At 67.0% G+C, this 17,214-nt stretch carries 17 protein-coding genes; 4 read left to right on the top strand and 13 right to left on the bottom strand.

The genetic code is table 11. From position 1 onward, the window contains the following. Positions 1-50: 50 nt before the first annotated feature. The 12 genes from acs to AC1D3B_RS12395 all read right to left on the bottom strand — a co-directional run bounded on the left by acs (position 51) and on the right by AC1D3B_RS12395 (position 12,984). Positions 51-2,018, bottom strand: coding sequence for an acetate--CoA ligase (acs, locus tag AC1D3B_RS12450; protein WP_478190982.1), 1,968 nt, complete (start codon positions 2,016-2,018; stop codon positions 51-53). Between the two features lie 43 nt (positions 2,019-2,061). Then, on the bottom strand, positions 2,062-2,970 hold the full coding sequence (locus tag AC1D3B_RS12445) for an acyltransferase domain-containing protein (protein ID WP_478190981.1): 909 nt from the start codon (positions 2,968-2,970) through the stop codon (positions 2,062-2,064). After that, positions 2,967-3,830 (bottom strand): triphosphoribosyl-dephospho-CoA synthase, encoded by an 864-nt coding sequence (locus AC1D3B_RS12440; protein WP_478190980.1) that lies wholly within the window; start codon positions 3,828-3,830, stop codon positions 2,967-2,969. The genes AC1D3B_RS12445 and AC1D3B_RS12440 overlap by 4 nt, the downstream gene beginning before the upstream one ends. Further along, the gene (gene mdcG, locus AC1D3B_RS12435) at positions 3,827-4,531 is read right to left on the bottom strand and encodes a malonate decarboxylase holo-[acyl-carrier-protein] synthase (protein ID WP_478190979.1); all 705 of its coding nucleotides are present in this window, start codon (positions 4,529-4,531) and stop codon (positions 3,827-3,829) included. Before mdcG ends, AC1D3B_RS12440 begins: the two co-directional genes overlap by 4 nt. Further along, a complete protein-coding gene (locus tag AC1D3B_RS12430) occupies positions 4,528-5,229 on the bottom strand; it encodes a biotin-independent malonate decarboxylase subunit gamma (protein WP_478190978.1) in 702 nt (233 codons plus the stop codon). The genes mdcG and AC1D3B_RS12430 overlap by 4 nt, the downstream gene beginning before the upstream one ends. 13 nt (positions 5,230-5,242) lie before the next feature. Continuing rightward, entirely contained in the window at positions 5,243-6,121 is an 879-nt protein-coding gene (locus tag AC1D3B_RS12425; RefSeq protein WP_478190977.1) for a biotin-independent malonate decarboxylase subunit beta, read from the bottom strand. Beyond that, positions 6,118-6,453, bottom strand: coding sequence for a malonate decarboxylase acyl carrier protein (gene mdcC, locus AC1D3B_RS12420; RefSeq protein WP_478190976.1), 336 nt, complete (start codon positions 6,451-6,453; stop codon positions 6,118-6,120). The genes AC1D3B_RS12425 and mdcC overlap by 4 nt, the downstream gene beginning before the upstream one ends. Positions 6,454-6,465: 12 nt before the next feature. Then, positions 6,466-8,148, bottom strand: a complete 1,683-nt coding sequence (gene mdcA / locus AC1D3B_RS12415) for a malonate decarboxylase subunit alpha (RefSeq protein ID WP_478190975.1) — start codon at positions 8,146-8,148, stop codon at positions 6,466-6,468. A gap of 9 nt (positions 8,149-8,157) precedes the next feature. Continuing rightward, positions 8,158-8,922: a malonate transporter subunit MadM gene (madM, locus tag AC1D3B_RS12410; RefSeq protein ID WP_478190974.1), complete on the bottom strand. Its 765-nt coding sequence runs from the start codon at positions 8,920-8,922 to the stop codon at positions 8,158-8,160. A gap of 5 nt (positions 8,923-8,927) precedes the next feature. Then, positions 8,928-9,344, bottom strand: coding sequence for a malonate transporter subunit MadL (gene madL, locus AC1D3B_RS12405; protein ID WP_478190973.1), 417 nt, complete (start codon positions 9,342-9,344; stop codon positions 8,928-8,930). Positions 9,345-9,519: 175 nt separating this feature from the next. Further along, positions 9,520-10,434, bottom strand: coding sequence for a LysR family transcriptional regulator (locus AC1D3B_RS12400; protein WP_478190972.1), 915 nt, complete (start codon positions 10,432-10,434; stop codon positions 9,520-9,522). Between the two features lie 3 nt (positions 10,435-10,437). Then, positions 10,438-12,984, bottom strand: a complete 2,547-nt coding sequence (locus AC1D3B_RS12395) for a sensor histidine kinase (protein WP_478190971.1) — start codon at positions 12,982-12,984, stop codon at positions 10,438-10,440. 128 nt (positions 12,985-13,112) lie between these two features. Here AC1D3B_RS12395 and AC1D3B_RS12390 point away from each other — a divergent pair, with 128 nt between their 5' ends. After that, entirely contained in the window at positions 13,113-13,541 is a 429-nt protein-coding gene (locus AC1D3B_RS12390; protein WP_478190970.1) for a response regulator, read from the top strand. Positions 13,542-13,557: 16 nt separating this feature from the next. Here AC1D3B_RS12390 and AC1D3B_RS12385 read toward each other — a convergent pair whose 3' ends face one another. Further along, the gene (locus AC1D3B_RS12385; protein ID WP_478190969.1) at positions 13,558-14,403 is read right to left on the bottom strand and encodes a Crp/Fnr family transcriptional regulator; all 846 of its coding nucleotides are present in this window, start codon (positions 14,401-14,403) and stop codon (positions 13,558-13,560) included. A gap of 267 nt (positions 14,404-14,670) precedes the next feature. Between AC1D3B_RS12385 and AC1D3B_RS12380 the strand changes: the two genes are divergently transcribed. From AC1D3B_RS12380 to AC1D3B_RS12370, 3 genes are all read left to right on the top strand, one after another. Then, positions 14,671-15,357, top strand: coding sequence for a response regulator (locus AC1D3B_RS12380; protein ID WP_478190968.1), 687 nt, complete (start codon positions 14,671-14,673; stop codon positions 15,355-15,357). A 43-nt stretch (positions 15,358-15,400) separates the two neighbouring features. Further along, positions 15,401-16,966 carry a DUF3300 domain-containing protein gene (locus AC1D3B_RS12375; RefSeq protein ID WP_478190967.1) on the top strand — a complete coding sequence of 522 codons (1,566 nt, stop codon included), beginning with the start codon at positions 15,401-15,403 and terminating at the stop codon, positions 16,964-16,966. 45 nt (positions 16,967-17,011) lie between these two features. After that, a partial coding sequence (locus tag AC1D3B_RS12370; protein ID WP_478190966.1) for a DUF2950 family protein occupies positions 17,012-17,214 on the top strand: 203 nt, incomplete at its 3' end.

Below are 17,214 nucleotides of genomic sequence, written 5' to 3'. Positions count from 1 at the left end.
GTTATCGTGCCGGAAGGCAAGCGATTTTGATGCCAGGCGACCGGCGGAGATCAGTTCCTTTGCATCAACTGCTCGAGGATCTGCGGGTTCTCGAGCGTCGAGATGTCCTGCGTGATCGTCTCGTCCTTGGCAATCGAACGCAGCAGGCGCCGCATGATCTTTCCGCTGCGGGTCTTGGGCAGGTTGTCGCCGAAGCGGATGTCCTTGGGCTTGGCGATCGGGCCGATCTCGCGGCCCACCCAGTTGCGCAACTGGGTCGCAATGGCCTTGGCCTCGTCGCCGGTCGGGCGCGATCCCTTGAGCACGACGAAGGCGCAGATCGATTCGCCCGTCGTGTCGTCGGGCCGGCCCACCACCGCCGCCTCGGCGACCAGGTCGGTACACGACACCAGTGCCGATTCGATCTCCATCGTTCCCATGCGATGGCCCGAGACGTTGAGCACATCGTCGATGCGGCCGGTGATGGTGAAGTAGCCCGTCTCTTCGTCGCGGATCGCGCCGTCACCCGCGAGGTAGTAGCCCTTGAGTTCGGGCGGGAAGTAGCTGCTCTTGAAGCGCTCCGGATCGCCCCAGATGGTGCGGATCATGCTCGGCCAGGGCTTCTTCACCACGAGGATGCCGCCCTGCCCGTTCGGCACGTCGTTGCCGGTCTCGTCGACGATGGCAGCCGCGATGCCGGGGAACGGCAGCGTGCAGGAACCGGGCACCAGCGGCGTGGCACCGGGCAGCGGCGTGATCATGTGGCCACCGGTTTCAGTCTGCCAAAATGTGTCGACAATCGGACAACGACCGCCGCCCACGTGCTTGTGATACCACTCCCAGGCGGCGGGATTGATCGGCTCGCCGACCGAGCCCAGGATGCGCAGACTCGACAGGTCGTACCGGCCGGGATGCACCTTCTCGTCGGCCTCGGCCGCCTTGATGAGGGAGCGGATGGCGGTGGGCGCCGTGTAGAACACCGTCACCTTGTGGTCCTGGATCATCTTCCAGAAGCGGCCCGCGTCCGGGTAGGTGGGCACGCCCTCGAAGACGACCTCGGTCGCGCCCAGTGCCAGCGGGCCGTAGGCGATGTAGGTGTGGCCCGTGACCCAGCCGATGTCGGCGGTGCACCAGAAGACGTCGTCGTCCTTCAGGTCGAAGGTCCACTTCGTGGTGAGCGCCGCGTGCAAGAGGTAGCCGCCGGTGGAGTGCTGCACGCCCTTGGGCTTGCCGGTGGAACCCGATGTGTACAGCAGGAAAAGCGGGTGTTCCGCCCCCACCCATTCAGGCTCGCAAACAGCGGGCTGGCCTTGGGCCTCCTCGTGCATCCAGCGGTCGCGCGACGAATCCCACGCGATGTCGCCTCCGGTGCGGCGATAGACGATCACGTCCTTCACCGACTCGCATCCGCCGAGCGAAATGGCCTCGTCGACGATCGCCTTGAGCGGCAGATGCTTCCCCCCGCGCGCCTGTTCGTCGGCAGTGATCACCATCACCGCGCCCGCCCCCTCGATCCGGTCGCGCAGGCTCTGTGCCGAGAAGCCGCCGAACACCACCGAATGCGTAGCGCCGATGCGTGCACAAGCCTGCATCGCGACCACGCCCTCGACACTCATCGCCATGTAGATGACGACGCGATCGCCCTTCTTCACCCCGCGCGCCTTCAGCGCATTGGCAAGACGACAGGTGCGCGCCAGCAGATCGTTGTAGGTGACGCGGCTGACCTGGCCATCGTCCGCCTCGAAGATGATCGCCACCTTCTCGCCAAGGCCGCGTTGCACCTGGACGTCGAGGCAGTTGTACGAGACGTTCAGCGTCCCGTCCTCGAACCACTTGAAGAACGGGGCCTCGCTGTCGTCGAGCGACTTCGTGAAGGGTGTCTTCCACGTCACGAACTCGCGCGCAAGCCGGGCCCAGTAGGCGCGGTAGTCGGCGTCGGCCTCGTCCACCAGGGCTTCGTAGGCCGACATGCCACGGATGTGGGCGTCGGGCATCGCGGCTTCCGGCACCGAAGGGCTGATTGCTTCGTTGTTGCTCATGGTCTCGATCCTTGGTTTCTGTAGAAGATGGGTGAAGGGGAATTCAGTCGTCGGCGTGCGCTCGCAGCCAGTTCGCGATGGCGGTTGCACTTCGGAAGTCATCGCAGGCGCGCGCGGGAATGTCCGGATAGGCCTTGTTCCACATGCGCGTGAGCGCCTGGCCCGGTCCGACCTCCAGCACGCAGCGGATCTGGCGCGCCCCGACGTTTTCCATGCATTCGTCCCAGCGCACTGTCTGCGCGATCTGGGCGGCGAGCGCGGTCTTCGCGGAATCCGCGTCGCGAATGCGATCGCACGCGTTGCTGAACAGCAGGGTCCGCGGCGATCGGAAGTCGACGTCCGAGAGCGTCTGCGCGAAGCTCTCGGCTGCGTCACCCATCCACGGCGTATGGGAGGCGACGTTGACGCGCAGGCGCGTGCATTGCGCACCCCGATCGGTTGCCAACCGTTCCGCGTGTTCCAGCGCTGCGACGGGGCCGCCGAGCACGAAGCTGTCGACGCCGTTGCGGATCGCGAGCGCCAACCCGGTTTCGCCGCACAACTTTTCCATCGCCGGTTCCGCCAGGCCATTGATGGCGAGAAGGCCACCGGCCTCGCAGGCTGCACTGCGATCCATCGCCGCAGCACGCAACGGTGCCAACGCCGTCGCGGTAGTGACGTCGTACACGCCCGCCGCGCTGAAGGCAGCCAGCTCGCCGACGCTGTAACCGGCGACCACCGCGGGCTGAGGCACCAACGGCATCAACTGGCTCCACGCCGCCAGCGCGAGGCCGGTCAGCAGCGTCTGCGCATTGGCGTTGTTCGCAGCCCAGGCCGGGTCTGCAAGGCTGCTGCGCCAGTCGCTCACGCCGAGCCGCACTTGCATTTCTCTCACGCGCTCGTCATCGGCCAGCCAGGGCAGCATGGCAGGGTGCTGCGTCCCCTGACCGGAGAAGAACACGGCAAAGCTCATGGTGCCGTACCCAGGCGCATGACCCAGCACGCCGCGGCGAGCGTGTCCGCCGCGCCACCGGGCGAGAGCCGACGCGCGACGAAGTCGTCCGCGATGGCGTGCGCATCCGCAAGGCCGCCAGGCCTGGCGACGCCTCCCTCGTCGACGAATCCTTGCGCCGTACGCTGCGCGTGGCGCAATCCGGAAAGGCCGCCGCGGTGCGCGAGGTTGCTGTCGTCCAACACGGCCATCACGTGGAACAGGGTGTCGAGCCGCGCCAGTTGTGGCGACAGGCCCTTCGCAAGCCCTCTCGCCAAAACCGGTACCGCCACATCGAATAGCACCGGAAAGGCCAATGCCGCTTCCTCCGAAGCGCCGCGCAGACCGAGTCGCCGCGCGGCGATGCCGCCGGGCAGTGTCGAAACGCGCTTGCTGCGTGCCATCAGCGCGTCGCCCCAATGTCGACGCAGCGCGTCGCGCAGTTGCGCCGTGTGGATGGGACCATCGCACTCACGCGCGACCGCACCGGCAGCTGCGCACAACAGGCCCAGCATGAAGATCGCACCGCGATGCGTGTTGATCCCTTTCGTGGCCGCCAGCATCCGCGCTTCGGCGGCGATGCCGCAGCGTTCGAGAACGGAGAACTCGGCGCCAGTGTGGCCCGCTTCGGCAATCTGCACGAAGTAGCCGCGCAATGCGAACAGGCTGCGCATGAAGGTGTGCGCGTCCATGTCCTGATGGCTGCCGTTGTCTACCAGTGTGACGAGCCCCGGCTTGGGCGTCAGCGCGAGTTCGTCATGCAAGGCCAGCGTGGCCGCGCGGCCGATCGCCGTCGGCGTCAGCGGCGCTGCGTGGCCTTGGGACAGGCGCGCTGCGTTCATGCTGCCAGCGCCGCGATGCGGTCGCCCCCACACCAGGCGGTGTCATGTCGTAGCGCAGCACCCGTGAGTCGCTTGACCATCACGGCGCGCGCCCGCCCTGCCCGCCATTCGACCCACTCGCGCCATGCCACGGCAGTCCCGTCAGGGAACATGAGTTCGCCGTCGACTCTTGGACGTTCGATGGCAAGGGAATGCAACTGGCCAGCAACCGCATCTGCGTGTGCCACATCCTCCACAGCCACCCACAGGTCGAGATCGGAGCCCGGACGCACGTGATCGAGGCCACTGATGGCTTGCCAGCCATAGCTGCCGTAGACACGCGCCGTCGCACCGCATGTTGCGAGTCCGCCCCGAAGATCGCTGGCCACGGGCTGCGCGGAATGCGGCAAGAGCGACAGGATCTCGCCGAGGTCGGCAAATTCATCGAAACACGACACCGAGGTGTGCGGAACCTGCACCGCAATACGCCGACGTTCCCACTGTGTCGGTGCAGGCAAGCCCAGACCGACCCGTTCGCCGGCACCCGCGTCGATCGATTGCCGAGTCACGACCAACGGCAATCGATGTGCAGCCCAGTGCGCCAGGCAGTCGCGCGCTTGCTCGTCCCAGGGCCGCGCCAGCACGGCGGCCCAGCCTGCGACGGTCAGGCGCGCGAGTCGATGTCGACGCAGCGCTTCCACGGTGCAGCCCTCGCGTGTCACGCCGCTGCCAGCACGCGCTGCACGACCGACGCCGCCAGCTTGCGCCCGCCGCGCTCGGCCCCGTCCCGAGCCCGCGTGTCCTCGACCGGGGAATCTGCCAAGGCCTCGCGCAGCGCCTTTCGCAAATCACCTTCCCACAATGCGCGAACGCCGCCCATCGCGACATAGTTGCCGACCCCCGGCGCAAACACCGGATTCGATTGCGACAAGGCCGTGAGCGTTTCTTCCGACAGCTTCGTGACCCGCGCCATCGCCGGAATGCGCATCACGCGGATCTCGGCTTCCGGCAAGGCGTAGCAGGCGTCCGCAATCAACCCCGAGGTGATGAAGCCGCCCGAAAGCGCCTGGTCGTACACCAGCCCGATGACCTGATGGCCGCGCCGCCGTGCCAGGTCGATGCACATGCCCAGATGCGCCATCGCGCGGTTGATGCCCAGCGTCTCGTCACGCCGTCGCAACTGCTGGCCCTGCGTGTCGATCAGCAGCAGGATGGGCCGCCCCGGATGCTGCGCGATCGTGTCGAGGATCACACGGGCCTGCGCCAGGGCCAGCGCGACACCGATCGGTGCATGGTTCGTGGTGCCGACGACCGTGAGGGATCGGCCTTCGAACATCACGTCGCCTTCGAGGAAATCGCCTGCAGCGCGCATGCCGTGATAGGACCCGAAAAGCTGGGTCACGAGTGCATTCCAGTTCATGTTCGTTCGCCTTTCATGCCCTGCGCAACGCGCGCACCGCGCCTACATCCAGTTCGGGCACGCACTCGGCTTTCTCGATGCCGAGTTCGTGCCACAGCCATGTCGCCGCATCGGTCCCGTCGGTCTCCAGGGGAAGCAGATGCAAGCGGGTATCGAGCAACGCGTGCTCGGCTTCGAGCGATTCGAGGGTCACCGGCCTCGACTGCGCGATCGCGGCGATGGCTGCCTCGCGGAAGGCCTGCACGTCGTCCTCGACCAGCGCATCGCAGTCCCCGGTCAGCCAGCGATGCTTGCCCCCGCTGGTGCGCCATACCAGGGCCCGATCGCGGGAGTCGTACTCCTCCACGCCGTGCGAGGCCTCGATGACTTCGGGGCCCGACATGGCGAGCCGGCCGACGTCGCTCATCACGACGTAGTCGGCGCAGCGCGCCACGATGCCCATGCCCCCGAAGCAGCCGTTGGCGCCGCCGATGAGCACGATCACCGGGATGCCCGCAGCGCGCACGTCCAGCACGGCGCGCATCACTTCCGACACTGCGATCAGGCCGGCGTTGGCTTCGTGCAGGCGCACGCCGCCGGACTCGGCCAGCAGGATCACCGCAGCGGGCCGGTCGCGCAAGGCCCGCCGCAGCATGCCGACCAGCTTGGCCCCATGCACTTCGCCTACGCCGCCGCCCATGAAGGCGCCCTCCTGCGCGCCGACGAAGACGTCATGCCCATCGAGCTTCGCCCGCCCGATCGCCACGCCGTCGTCGAAGGCCGAGGGCACGCCGAGTTGCGCAAGGTGCGGACTGGTGAGCCGCTCGGACGGCGGAATCCATTCATGGAAGCTGCCCGCATCGAACAGCAAGGCAAGGCGCTCGCGCGCAGAGCATTCGGCAAAGCTGATCATGAGGACGCTCCTTGAGGCAATTCGGCGACGGCCTGGTCGAGCCGCAGGCTCACGACGGCGGGCGTGGCGCCCATGTCGTTGATGGAGACGCGCAGCCCGCCGAGCGGATGGCGCGCGAAGAAGTCATCGGCAACGGCCTGCCAGATCGGGCCGAAGCCGCGAGCGGAAGTCTCGACGCGCACCACGCACTTGTCGTCGGCGGAAGCTTCGAGCATCACTTCGAGATTGCCGGAGCCCACCACGCCTACGAGCACCGGTGCGAATGTGCCGACGGGTCGGCCGCCAGCGAATGAGAAGTCCAGGGTTTCGATCCCCACGGGAATGTCGCTCATGTCGGTTGTTCCTTACCAGTTGCGGAAGCGCTTGGGCGGCTGGTAGAGCCCACCGGAGGCGCGCACGAGGTCGCGCATGCTGCGCGCGGCCAGGAGGTTGCGGGTGGCGTCGCGCGGGTCGATGCCGAGGTCTTGCGGGCGGCGGATCACGCCGCGGTCGCGCAGGTTTTCCACCGCGCGCTTGTCCCGCCCCAGACCTACGGAGGTGTAGCCCGCCACGCCGCGGATGGCCTGCTCGCGCTCGGCATCGCTGCGGCAAAGGAGCAGGTTGGCGATGCCTTCCTCGGTGAGGATGTGCGTCACGTCGTCGCCGTAGATCATGATCGGCGGCAGGTCCATGCCGGCCTGCTCCTGCAGCGTCCATGCATCGAGCCGGTCGACGAAGGCGGGCTGCATGTGTTCACGGAAGGTCTCGACCATCTGCACCACCAGCTTCTGCCCGCGCGGCGTGCCTGCCGCCCCACTGCGGCCGGCGCGTGCCTCGCGGCCGGCTTTCAGCCATGCGGGGCTCGCGTGACGCCGGCCGCGTGCATCGGCACCCATGTTGGGGGCACCGCCGAAGCCGGCGATGCGACCCAGCGTTGCGGTCGAACTGTTGCCGTCGAGATCCATCTGCAAGGTCGAGCCAATGAACAGGTCACACGCGTAATGGCCCGCCGCCTGGCAGAGCGCGCGGTTGCTGCGCAGGCTGCCGTCGGGCCCGGTGAAGAACACGTCGGAGCGCGCGCGGATGTAGTCCTCCATGCCCAACTCGGAGCCGAAGGAATGGACCGACTCGACCCATCCCGCCTCGATCGCCGGAATCAGCGCCGGGTGCGGATTCAGCGCCCAGTGCTTCGCGATCTTGCCCTTCAGGCCCAGCGATTCGCCGTACGTCGGCAACAGCAGTTCGATGGCCGCGGTGTCGAAGCCAATGCCGTGGTTCAGGCGCTGCACGCCGTATTCGCCGTAGATGCCCTTGATCGCCATCATCGCCATCAGCACCTGGATCTCGCTGATCTGCGCAGGGTCGCGGGTGAACAGGGGCTCGATGAAGTTGGGGCTCGGTGCCTTCACCACATAGCTGACCCAGTCGCCCGGGATGTCGATGCGCGGCAGCGTGGTCGTCTTGCCGTCGACCATTTCATTGACCTGGGCGATCACGATGCCACCGGAAAAGGCCGTCGCTTCGACGATCGCCGGCGTGTCCTCGGTGTTGGGGCCGGTGTAGAGGTTGCCCTCGGCATCGGCTGCCTGCGCGGCCACCAGCGCGACCTTGGGCGTCAGGTCGACGAAGTACCGCGCGAACAATTCGAGGTAGGTATGGATCGCGCCGATCTCGATGCGGCCCGCTGAGACCAGCTTGGCCAGCCGTGCGCCCTGCGGCCCCGAGAAGCTGAAGTCCAGTCGCGACGCGATACCGTTCTCGAAGATGTCCAGGTGCTCCGGCAGTGCAAGCACCGACTGCACCATGTGCAGGTCGTGGATGCGTTGGGGATCGAGCTGCACCAGCGCCTTCGCCAGGAAGTCGGCCTGCTTCTGGTTGTTGCCTTCGAGGCAAACGCGATCACCGGGTTCGAGCGCGGCTTCGAGCAGTTGGCCAATCGCTTCGGTCGCCACGCACTTGCCCACGCGTTGCGCGCCGAGCGCCTGCGAGACCCTTGCCAGCCGCGCGTTGCGGTTGGCCGTCTTGGTATTCCAGATCATGCGGTCCATGTGAAGTCCTCAGTGCACCAGTGCCTTGACTGCGAAGAACAGGAGCGACGGGCCGAGCAGGCAACCGAGGCCCGTGTGAAAGGTCGCCACCAGCGCGCCGTAGGGCACCAGCTTGCGATCGGTGGCGGCAAGGCCCGCCGACACGCCGCTCACCGTGCCGGCCAGTCCGCCAAACACCATGGCGGAGCGCGGCGTCTTCAGGCGCAGGAAGCGCGCCGCGACCGGCGTGCCGACCATCACAAGGATGGCCTTGACCAGGCCGGTGGCGATGCTCAGCGCCATCACGTCCGGTGTGGCGCCGATGGCAGCGCCCGTCACCGGACCGACGATGTAGGTCACCGCACCGGCGCCGATGGTCGTCATGCTCACGGCGTCCGAGTAGCCGAAGCTCCACGCGATCGCCGCACCGACGATAAAGGGCAGTACGGTGCCCAGCAACAGCGCGACCACGCCGATCATCCCGGCCTTGCGCGCTTCGGTGGCCTGCACTTCGAACGCGGTCGCGACGATGGCGAAATCGCGCAGCATCGCCCCGCCCATCAGGCCGATGCCGCCGAAGAGCGACATGTCGGCCAGCCCCTTGTGGCCGCCGGTCTGCGTGCCGCCCCAGTAGGCGAGCGCCAGTCCGATGACGATGGCAATGGCCGAGCCGTGGACGCGGCCCATGGTCAGCCGGCGCGAGATCTGTCCCGAGATCAGGACGACGAAGCCGACGATGGCGAAGGCAGTGACGAGGCCATTCAGGGCCGCGGCTTTTTCGAGGATTTCGAGCATGGCGTTCACTCCGCTTCAGCGAGCAAGGGGTTGTCGTGCAGGATCGGGGCGCTCACCGGTTCGTCTTCCATGCGCTCAGTCCGATTGATGACCGAGATGGCGACAGCGCAGAGGCCGACGGCCGCGATGGCCGAGAGCAAGGCCACCGGGCCGCCACGCAGCGCGGACACCATGTCCTGCTGGGCCGCCATGGCGACCACGACCGGGATGTACATCGCGCCCCAGTACTCCACGCCGAGTTCGGTGAGCTTGGGCAGCATGTCCTTCTTCTGCATGTAGATGCGCGCGAAGATCAGCAGCAGCATCGCGATGCCGACGCCTCCCACGTTGGTCTTGACGCCCAGCGCCTGCCCGAGCAAATCGCCGATGAAGATGCCGAGCAGATGGCAGACTGCCAGTAGCGCGGTGCCGTAGATGATCATGGGTTTGTCTCCTGGTTCGTGGCGCGCGAACTGCGCGACCCGGGGGAACTCGTTCCCTGGAGACGAAAGGTACCGGTGGCACCGGATGCGATCAATTAACCACCCGCGCGCAAAAACACGCACAGCGAAACGATCGAGGGTTAACCCTGAACTCGCTGGGAGGCCCGGCGGGGCATCAGGAGAGGTCTGCGCGCGCCATTCGGCACACGGCCAGCAGCGCCAGCAGGTTCGGGTCGCGCTCGCGCGTGCGCAGGAAGCTGACACCGATCTTCTGGCGCATGAGGTAGCGCTCCTGCAGCGGCAGCAACTGCACCCGCTGGGGCATCACGCCGCGCACACGGCCGGGCAGGAGCGTGTAGCCCACGCCGCCGCTCACCAGGTTCATCAGCGAGAAGATGTCCCCGGTCTCCATGACCACATTGGGCGTGAAGCCGGCAACCCGAAACGCGTCCTGGAAGCCGGTGTAGGTCACGAAACCTTCGCCCAGGCTCACGAAGGGTTCGTTGGCGCATGCGCCCAGGTCGACCTCCTGGAGGTCGGCGTAGCGTGAACCGGTCGGTGCGGCGAAGAAGATGTCGTCCTCGAACAGCAGCTCCGATTCCACGTCGGCGGCGCCTTCGGGCCTCCCGATCAACGCGGCATCGACCGTGCCGTCGCGTAGCCGCTGCAGCAGGTCGGCATTGGACCCGAGCACCAGTTCCAGCTGCAATTCGGGCTTGCGGACCTTCATGCCCATCACGATCGTCGGCACCGTGCGGCTGGTCAGGGAATACAGCGAGCCGATGCGAATCCGGTCGGCCGAATAGCCGGCCAGTTCGCGCGTCGAGCGAATGCCGTCGGACATCGTGCGCAGCACTTCGCGCGCGACTTCGGCCAGTTCGCGCGCAGCATCGGTCGGATGCAGGTTGCGCCCCTCGTGGCGGAACAGGGCGCATCGAGCGCCTGCCTCGAGCGAATGAAGCGCCCGATGGACGCTCACCGTGCTGACGTCGAGGCGCTCGGCCGCACGGGCGAGATTGCCCGTCTCCATGAAAGCAAGGAGGATCTCCAGCTTGCGAAAGGTGATTTCCTCGTCGATGCGTATGAGCATGGGTCAGTGCACTCCGATGGCATTCTCGGTCCTGATCAGGAAGTGGGCGACCATCACGTCGCCATTCGCCATCGGCGTGGCATGCATCCGGAACCATCGCAGTTCGTCCCGCGAATGACACGCGTACTCGCAAGTGAAGGCCGCCCGCCCCTCGAACAGAACCTGCTCCAGACCGCGCAGAATGTTCAGTGCCGTCGCATCGTCGAGCGAACTGCGTCGACAGACCTCCAGATAGCTTGCGCCCGGGCCGATCGACAGCGTGCCCGGATTGCCATTGCAATCCGCGAACTGCGTCCACGCACGATTGACGAAGCGGATCGTGCCGCGTCGGTCCATGACCGCGACGATGCCTGAAATGGCGTCGATCACATCCTGCAGTGTGTTGTCCGTCGCGCGACTCAGGAGCCGCGACATCGTGTGCGGGTCGTCGAGGGTCGCGGAGGCCGACGTCGCTTCGGGACAGTCGCCCGACCGGCCCGGTTCCGACGGACGGGGCATCGACGTCGCAACGTTCAGCGGGAGCAGGACGCCGAGGACAGTGCCAGCTCCGGGCGAGCTTTCGATGTGCATGACACCGCCATGGGCGCGCACTCGCTCCCGCATGCCCAGGATCCCGAACGATTCGAGCTTCCGGCTGTCCGCGGGCTGCATGCCCTGGCCGTCGTCCCTGACACGCAGCGAGATCGAGTTCGCCGGTGCTCTCACGAGCCGTATGTGCACTTCCCTGGCCCGGGAATGCTTGGCCACGTTGTTCAACGCCTCCTGGGCCACGCGGTACAGGCAGATGGCGACCGAAGACTCTTCCAGCAGTTCGTCGGACACGTCGTCGGCCGCGTCGATCCGGCATGCGATGCCGGATTGCTGGCTGAACTGGTGGGCCATGGCTTCCAGCGCGGTCACCAGTCCAAGGTCTTCGAGCATGGGCGGGCGCAGGTCATTCACGATGCGGCGCGTCGACACGACGGCCCGTTCGGCAAGGCGGTCGGCTCCGGCAACCAGCGCGGGCAAGTCGGGGGCCCCGGCTCCGAAACGTTCTCCGATGACATGCAGGTCCATGCGAATCGCCGCCAGCGTCTGCTGCAGATCGTCGTGCAGTTCGCGCGCAATGCGCTTGCGCTCTTCTTCCTGGACCTGGTCACGCGAGGCGATGAGCCGTTGCAGCGCGAAATGCGAAGACGCGAGATCGAGCTGAACCTCCCTGATCGCCGTCACGTCGCGCGCCGTCATCACGGCGCCGGTGATCGTTCCGTTGTCGGAGCGCATGGGCGCGAAGCTGTAGCTGCCGATCCACTTCCTTCCCGTGTCCTTGCGCCGCAACAGGTACTCGACGTTGGTCCCGACCTGCCCTCGCAGAGCCCGATGGAGCGGCCAATCCTCCAGCGGCGCATGACCACCGTCGCGCATGACCATCTCCAGGATGCGCGGGTAGTCCGCAAGCATCCTGCTGCATCCGGATTTGTCCGCAAATCCATGGAATCCGGCGAACGCATCGTTGAACTCGACGAGGCGGCCATCGACATCGGATATGCAGACCGCGTCGCTCATGCTCGACAGCGCCGCCTGGAGCTTCGACGCACTCGCGCGAAGGTCCTGGTCGGCCTTCTTGCGTTCGGTGATGTCGCGCAGGATCACGGTATAGAGCGGGCGCACCGCCAGGCGCCATGCCAGGCCCAGCGCAAGGCACAGTCCCACGGCGATGCCGATGGTTCGCGTGATGGCGGCCCTGTAGTCGACGAAGACCTGGTCCTCGGGAAGACTCGCGTCCACCCGCCATCCGATGCGGGGAAGCGTCTGGAAGGCAAGCAGCCTCGGCACGCCGTCACGCCCCTTCGCCGCGACAAAGCCTTCGCGCAGGCCCTTCGAAGGGTCCGGCTCGCCAGCGGCCGGCCGCGTTCCGATGAAGGTGTCGAGGTCCGCCGATCGCAAGAGGACAGCCCCGGTCCGGTCGACGACGGTGACGACGGCGCGTTCCGGTGTCGAATCGAGCAAATGCGTGTTCAGCGCCACCAGATCGACGGTCATCAACAACTGGCCAATCTGCCTTCCTCTGTCGTCGCGAACGGGATGGCTCAACGCCACGATCTTCCGGCCCGTGCGGGCGTCGACGGAAAGGTCGCTAACACCGAACGCGCCGGCAGGCAAGGCAGGCTCGGCGCTGGCTGCGTCCGTGACGATCGCCGACGGAGCAGGCGCCGGTTCGTGGCGGCACACGACATTGCCCCACGCGTCACGCACCGCGTACCCCACGAACATCGGGCTGAGCTGCAGGTACTCCGCAACCAGCGGATCGCAGCGCGCGGGATCGAGAGCCCTGACCATCGGGCGTGCGGCCACCCGCGCCATCACCGACTCGAACCGGTCCAGCACGCGCTGGAGATCGGCGACCGTCCCCGTGGCGAGGATCCAGACTTTTTCATGTCCGGCATCGCGTGTCCGGCGAACGTCGATGGCCAGGAGCCAAGTCAGGAGTGCCGCGACAGGCAGCGCGACCCCCATCATCAACAGGATGATGCGGCTGCGGATCGACAGGTTCTCAAGCCACGAAGCCATGGAATCGTTGGCCACTCCGAGAAATTGGGGCGGATCGCCGTAGGATGCCCGAAAACGTGATTCTTTCTGCCGAATCATTGAGAAGTCGCATCTCGTGCACCAGCGTTCGAGGGCAATATGACTGCAAGATGAATGAAGACGGACCAACGCGAGGTGCAGAGGTGAAGGTGCTTCTGGTCGACGACTCCATGGCAATCCAGCAGAGCTTCGGCGCGCTCCTCACGACCGCGCCGGGCATCGAGATCGTCGGCTACGCCGGCGACGTGGCCACGGCGCTGGCGTCCATCGGATCGCGCCGGCCGGACCTGATCGTGCTGGACGCCAAGTTGCGCGGGCATGACCGGGGCATCGATGTCCTGCACTACGTCAGGCAGCACTACCCGAACATCAAGGTGGTCGTGTTTTCGCAATTCGGGTGGGCATCGATGCGGAAAAAGCACATCGACGCCGGAGCCCTTGCCTACTTCGACAAGGGAACCGAGTTCCAGCAGGCGCGAGACTGCATCGCGGACCTTGCGATGGCGCAATCCCTCGCGGCGCGCTCAGCCAAGGCCTGAGCGCCGCGGGGTTCGATCAGGCCGCGAGCGCCAGCCTGCGCCTGGGCCGCGACGCCGCCTGCGGAGCGCGAAACTCCGCCTTGACGGGGGCCCGCGTGCCTTGCGCGTAGTGCTGCAGCCCATCCGGATCGAGGATCTCGACCTTGCGCTGCTCCACCTCGATCAGGCCCGCCTCGGCCAATGCGGCGAACGAGCGGCTGATCGTCTCGTGGGCCACGCCAAGGTAGCTGCCGATGTCGCGGCGCGTCATTTGCAGCCGAAGGGATCGTGCGGATTGAGCGCTTGCCGACATCCGCCGCGACAGGTCCACCAGGAATCTTGCCAACCGCACTTCCGACGCGACGGCAGCCATCATGTCGGACAGTTGGATCAGGTCGATCATCGAATGACTCACGGCGCGCATGACGCCGCGATCGAAGGCCGGCAGATGCTGCGCGAGCGCGTAGAAGTCGGACAGCGCGATGGAAAGCACGCTGGCATCCTCCAGGGCCACCGCCGACATCATGTGGCGCTCGCCCGAGAGCGCGTCGCACGCCAGCATGTCACCCCGGCGAACGAAGCCGAAGACCTGCTCGTAGCCATCCTCGGCAGTCCGAAAGAGCTTGACGGTGCCCGTGCGAATGACATAAATGGACGAGGTCGGCGCGCCCTCCATGTAGACCACCTCGCCCGCGCGGAGGCGACGCACGGCCGGCAATGGCACCGGCATCTGCTGCACATCGACGTCGGACACGCCGATGAGATCGAACACCTCGTGCAGGCTCGTCCACTCGCCACGGTCGGTGCCGGCGATGCGCGTCGCGCCACGCATGGGCGAATGGATCGATTGAACCGGCGTGTCACGCATGGGGAGGATGTCCATGGAAATGCGCTCCTGGCTGGCGGAAGGAAGGTGACAGCAAGGGACGAAGCTTGCGGCGAAGCCTGCCGCTTGAACATCGGGCCAAGGCTCCGCTGAGCCGCGGATTGCGCCTTGCGGGATTAGGAATATTCCGAACGCACGACCGGGCGCAGTCCCAATGCCCCGGGGGCTCGCTCTCTTGTGGAGACTCGCGTTTGGCGTCAAAGTCAGAAGATGGGCAAGCGCGAGCCAGGCGGCGGTTTCGCGGCCGGACCCGGAGGGGACACCTTGACAGTCTCGACCAACGCAGCCATGCCGACGCTGCGACTGCTACTTGTCGATGATCACTCGATCGTTCGGGAAGGACTGAAGCGCGTGCTCGATCCGGCCGGCAACGGCTGGAGCTTGACCGAGGCCGTCACGGGCTTCGAGGCGCTCGAACTCCTTCGCGCGAACCCCTTCGACCTCGCGCTCGTCGACCTGTCGATGCCGGGCATGACCGGCCTCGAGCTGGTGCGGCGCATCAGGACCGAATTCCCCGGCGTGCGCGTGCTGGTCCTGAGCATGCATGCCGAAGCGCAATATGCGATGCGGGCTTTCAAGGCCGGCGCCAACGGCTATGTCACCAAGGACATCGCGGCCACGGGACTGGTGGCCGCCGTGCGGCGGGTGGCGGCAGGTGGCGCCTACGTCACCGAGAGCCTCGCGGAGCGGGTCGTGCAGCAACTCAACGGATCGACGGAATCGCCACGCCATATGCTCTTGACGGACCGCGAGTTCGATGTCTTGCGTCGCGTCGCCGCCGGCCAGCGACTCGCCGAGATTGGCGACGCGCTGCACCTGTCGGTGAAGACGGTGAGCACGCACAAGACCCGCATCCAGGACAAGCTGCAGGTATCGAGCACCGCCGAACTGGTTCGCTATGCGCTCGAGAACCGGATCGACGATCCGTTCCTACAGGCCTTGCCTCTTTGATGACTGAACCCGTGATCGACTGCCCCCAAGAAAGGAAGGCCTCATGCAAGGCTTGATGATCCGTTTCGGGCGCGCGCTCATGCTCGCCGCCGCGCTGTTCACGGCGCTGGCGGGCGCGCAGCAGGCGCCGACCTTTTCCCGCGAGCAGCTCGATCAGATGATGGCGCCCATCGCGCTGTACCCCGATTCGCTGCTGTCGCAGGTGCTGATGGCCGCGACCTATCCGGCGGATGTCGCCGATGCGGCCAAATGGTCCAAGGCCCACCCGGACCAGAAGGGCGATGCAGCGCTGAAGCTGGTCGCCGACCAGCCATGGGATCCCAGCGTGCAGTCGCTGGTCGCTTTTCCGCAGGTGCTGCAGACGATGGGCGACAGGCCGGACTGGGTGCAGAACCTGGGTGATGCCTTCCTGGCGTCGTCCAAGGATGTGCTCGACTCGGCGCAGCGGCTGCGTGGCCAGGCGCAGAAGACGGGCAGCCTCAAGAGTTCCGAGCAACAGAATGTCATCGTCGAGCAGGAGCCGCAGACGCAGCAGACGGTGATCAAGATCGAGCCGACGAATCCGCAGGTGGTCTACGTGCCCTCCTACAACCCGACGGTGGTGTACGGCGCATGGCCCTATCCAGCGTACCCGCCATACAACTACCCGCCGGCACCCTACTACTACCCCGGCGCCGCACTCGCCACCGGCATCGCGTTCGGCGTGGGTGTGGCAGCCACCGCGGCGCTCTGGGGCAATGCCAATTGGGGCGGCGGCAACGTCAACGTGAACGTGAACCGCTACAACAGCGTCAACGCCAGCCGGCAGATCAGCGCCAACCAGACGAACTTCCAGCACAACGCGACCAACCGGCGCGGCGTACCCTATCGGGATTCGGCGAGCCAGCAGCAGTTCGGGAAGAACGTGGCCGGCGCGGACCAGCGCGGGGACTACCGCGGACGCGATGCACAACGCCAGCAGGCGCAATCCCAGTTGCAGCAACGCGGCATGGACCCGGGCCAGGGCCGCGACCAGCTTCGCAACGACCCGGCGACCAGGGATCGGGCCCAAGCCGCCGCAGGTGGCGCGGGTCGCGGACCCGGAGGCGCTGGCGGGCCCGGAGGCGCTGGTCGTCCTGGGGGCGCTGGTGGTCCCGGGGGTGTTGGCGGACCCGGGGGCCCCGGCGGACCCGGGAGCGTTGGCGGTCCTGGAGGCGTCGGCAGTGCTGGAGGTGTCGGCGGAGCCGGCGGCCCAGGCCGTCCCGGGGGCGCTGGCGGTCCTGGAGGTGTCGGTAGTCCTGGAGGCGTTGGCGGTCCGGGCGGGGTTGGTGGTCCCGGGGGCGCTGGCGGACGCGGCGGCGACAACGCCCTCAGAGGTGCAGGCGACGCCGGCGGACAGGCCCGCCAGCAGGCGAGCCGCGGCGATGCCAGCCGCCAATCCATGCAGAGCCATGGCGGAGGGGGCGCTCGGGCAAGCGCCGGAGGCGGTGCCCCCCAAATGAGCGGCGGAGGCGGCGCACGCCCAAGCGCCGGCGGGGGCGGCGGCGCGCGCGCGGGCGGCGGCGGTGGTGGGCGCGGCGGTGGAGGTGGTGGTGGCGGGAGAGGCGGCGGCGGTGGCGGCCGTCGCTGACAGGAGGCCCACATGACGCAATCCATCCACCCAAGAGGCCGGATCATGTCCATTCAAAGCTCACTCTTCAAGCCCCTGGCGGCGGCCGTCGCGATCACCCTGTCGCTGGCCTCGGGATCTTCGTTCGCGCAGAAGGCCTATCCGACACCCGATGCCGCGGCGCAGGCCTTCGTCGACGCCATTGCGCACAGCGATGTGGTCGCCTTGCGAACCGTGCTCGGCCCCGACTGGCGCCGCTTCGTGCCCGA

The sequence above is a fragment of the Variovorax sp. P5_A3 genome, assembly GCF_056400665.1.
This window is presented reverse-complemented; position numbering and strand designations above follow the sequence as displayed.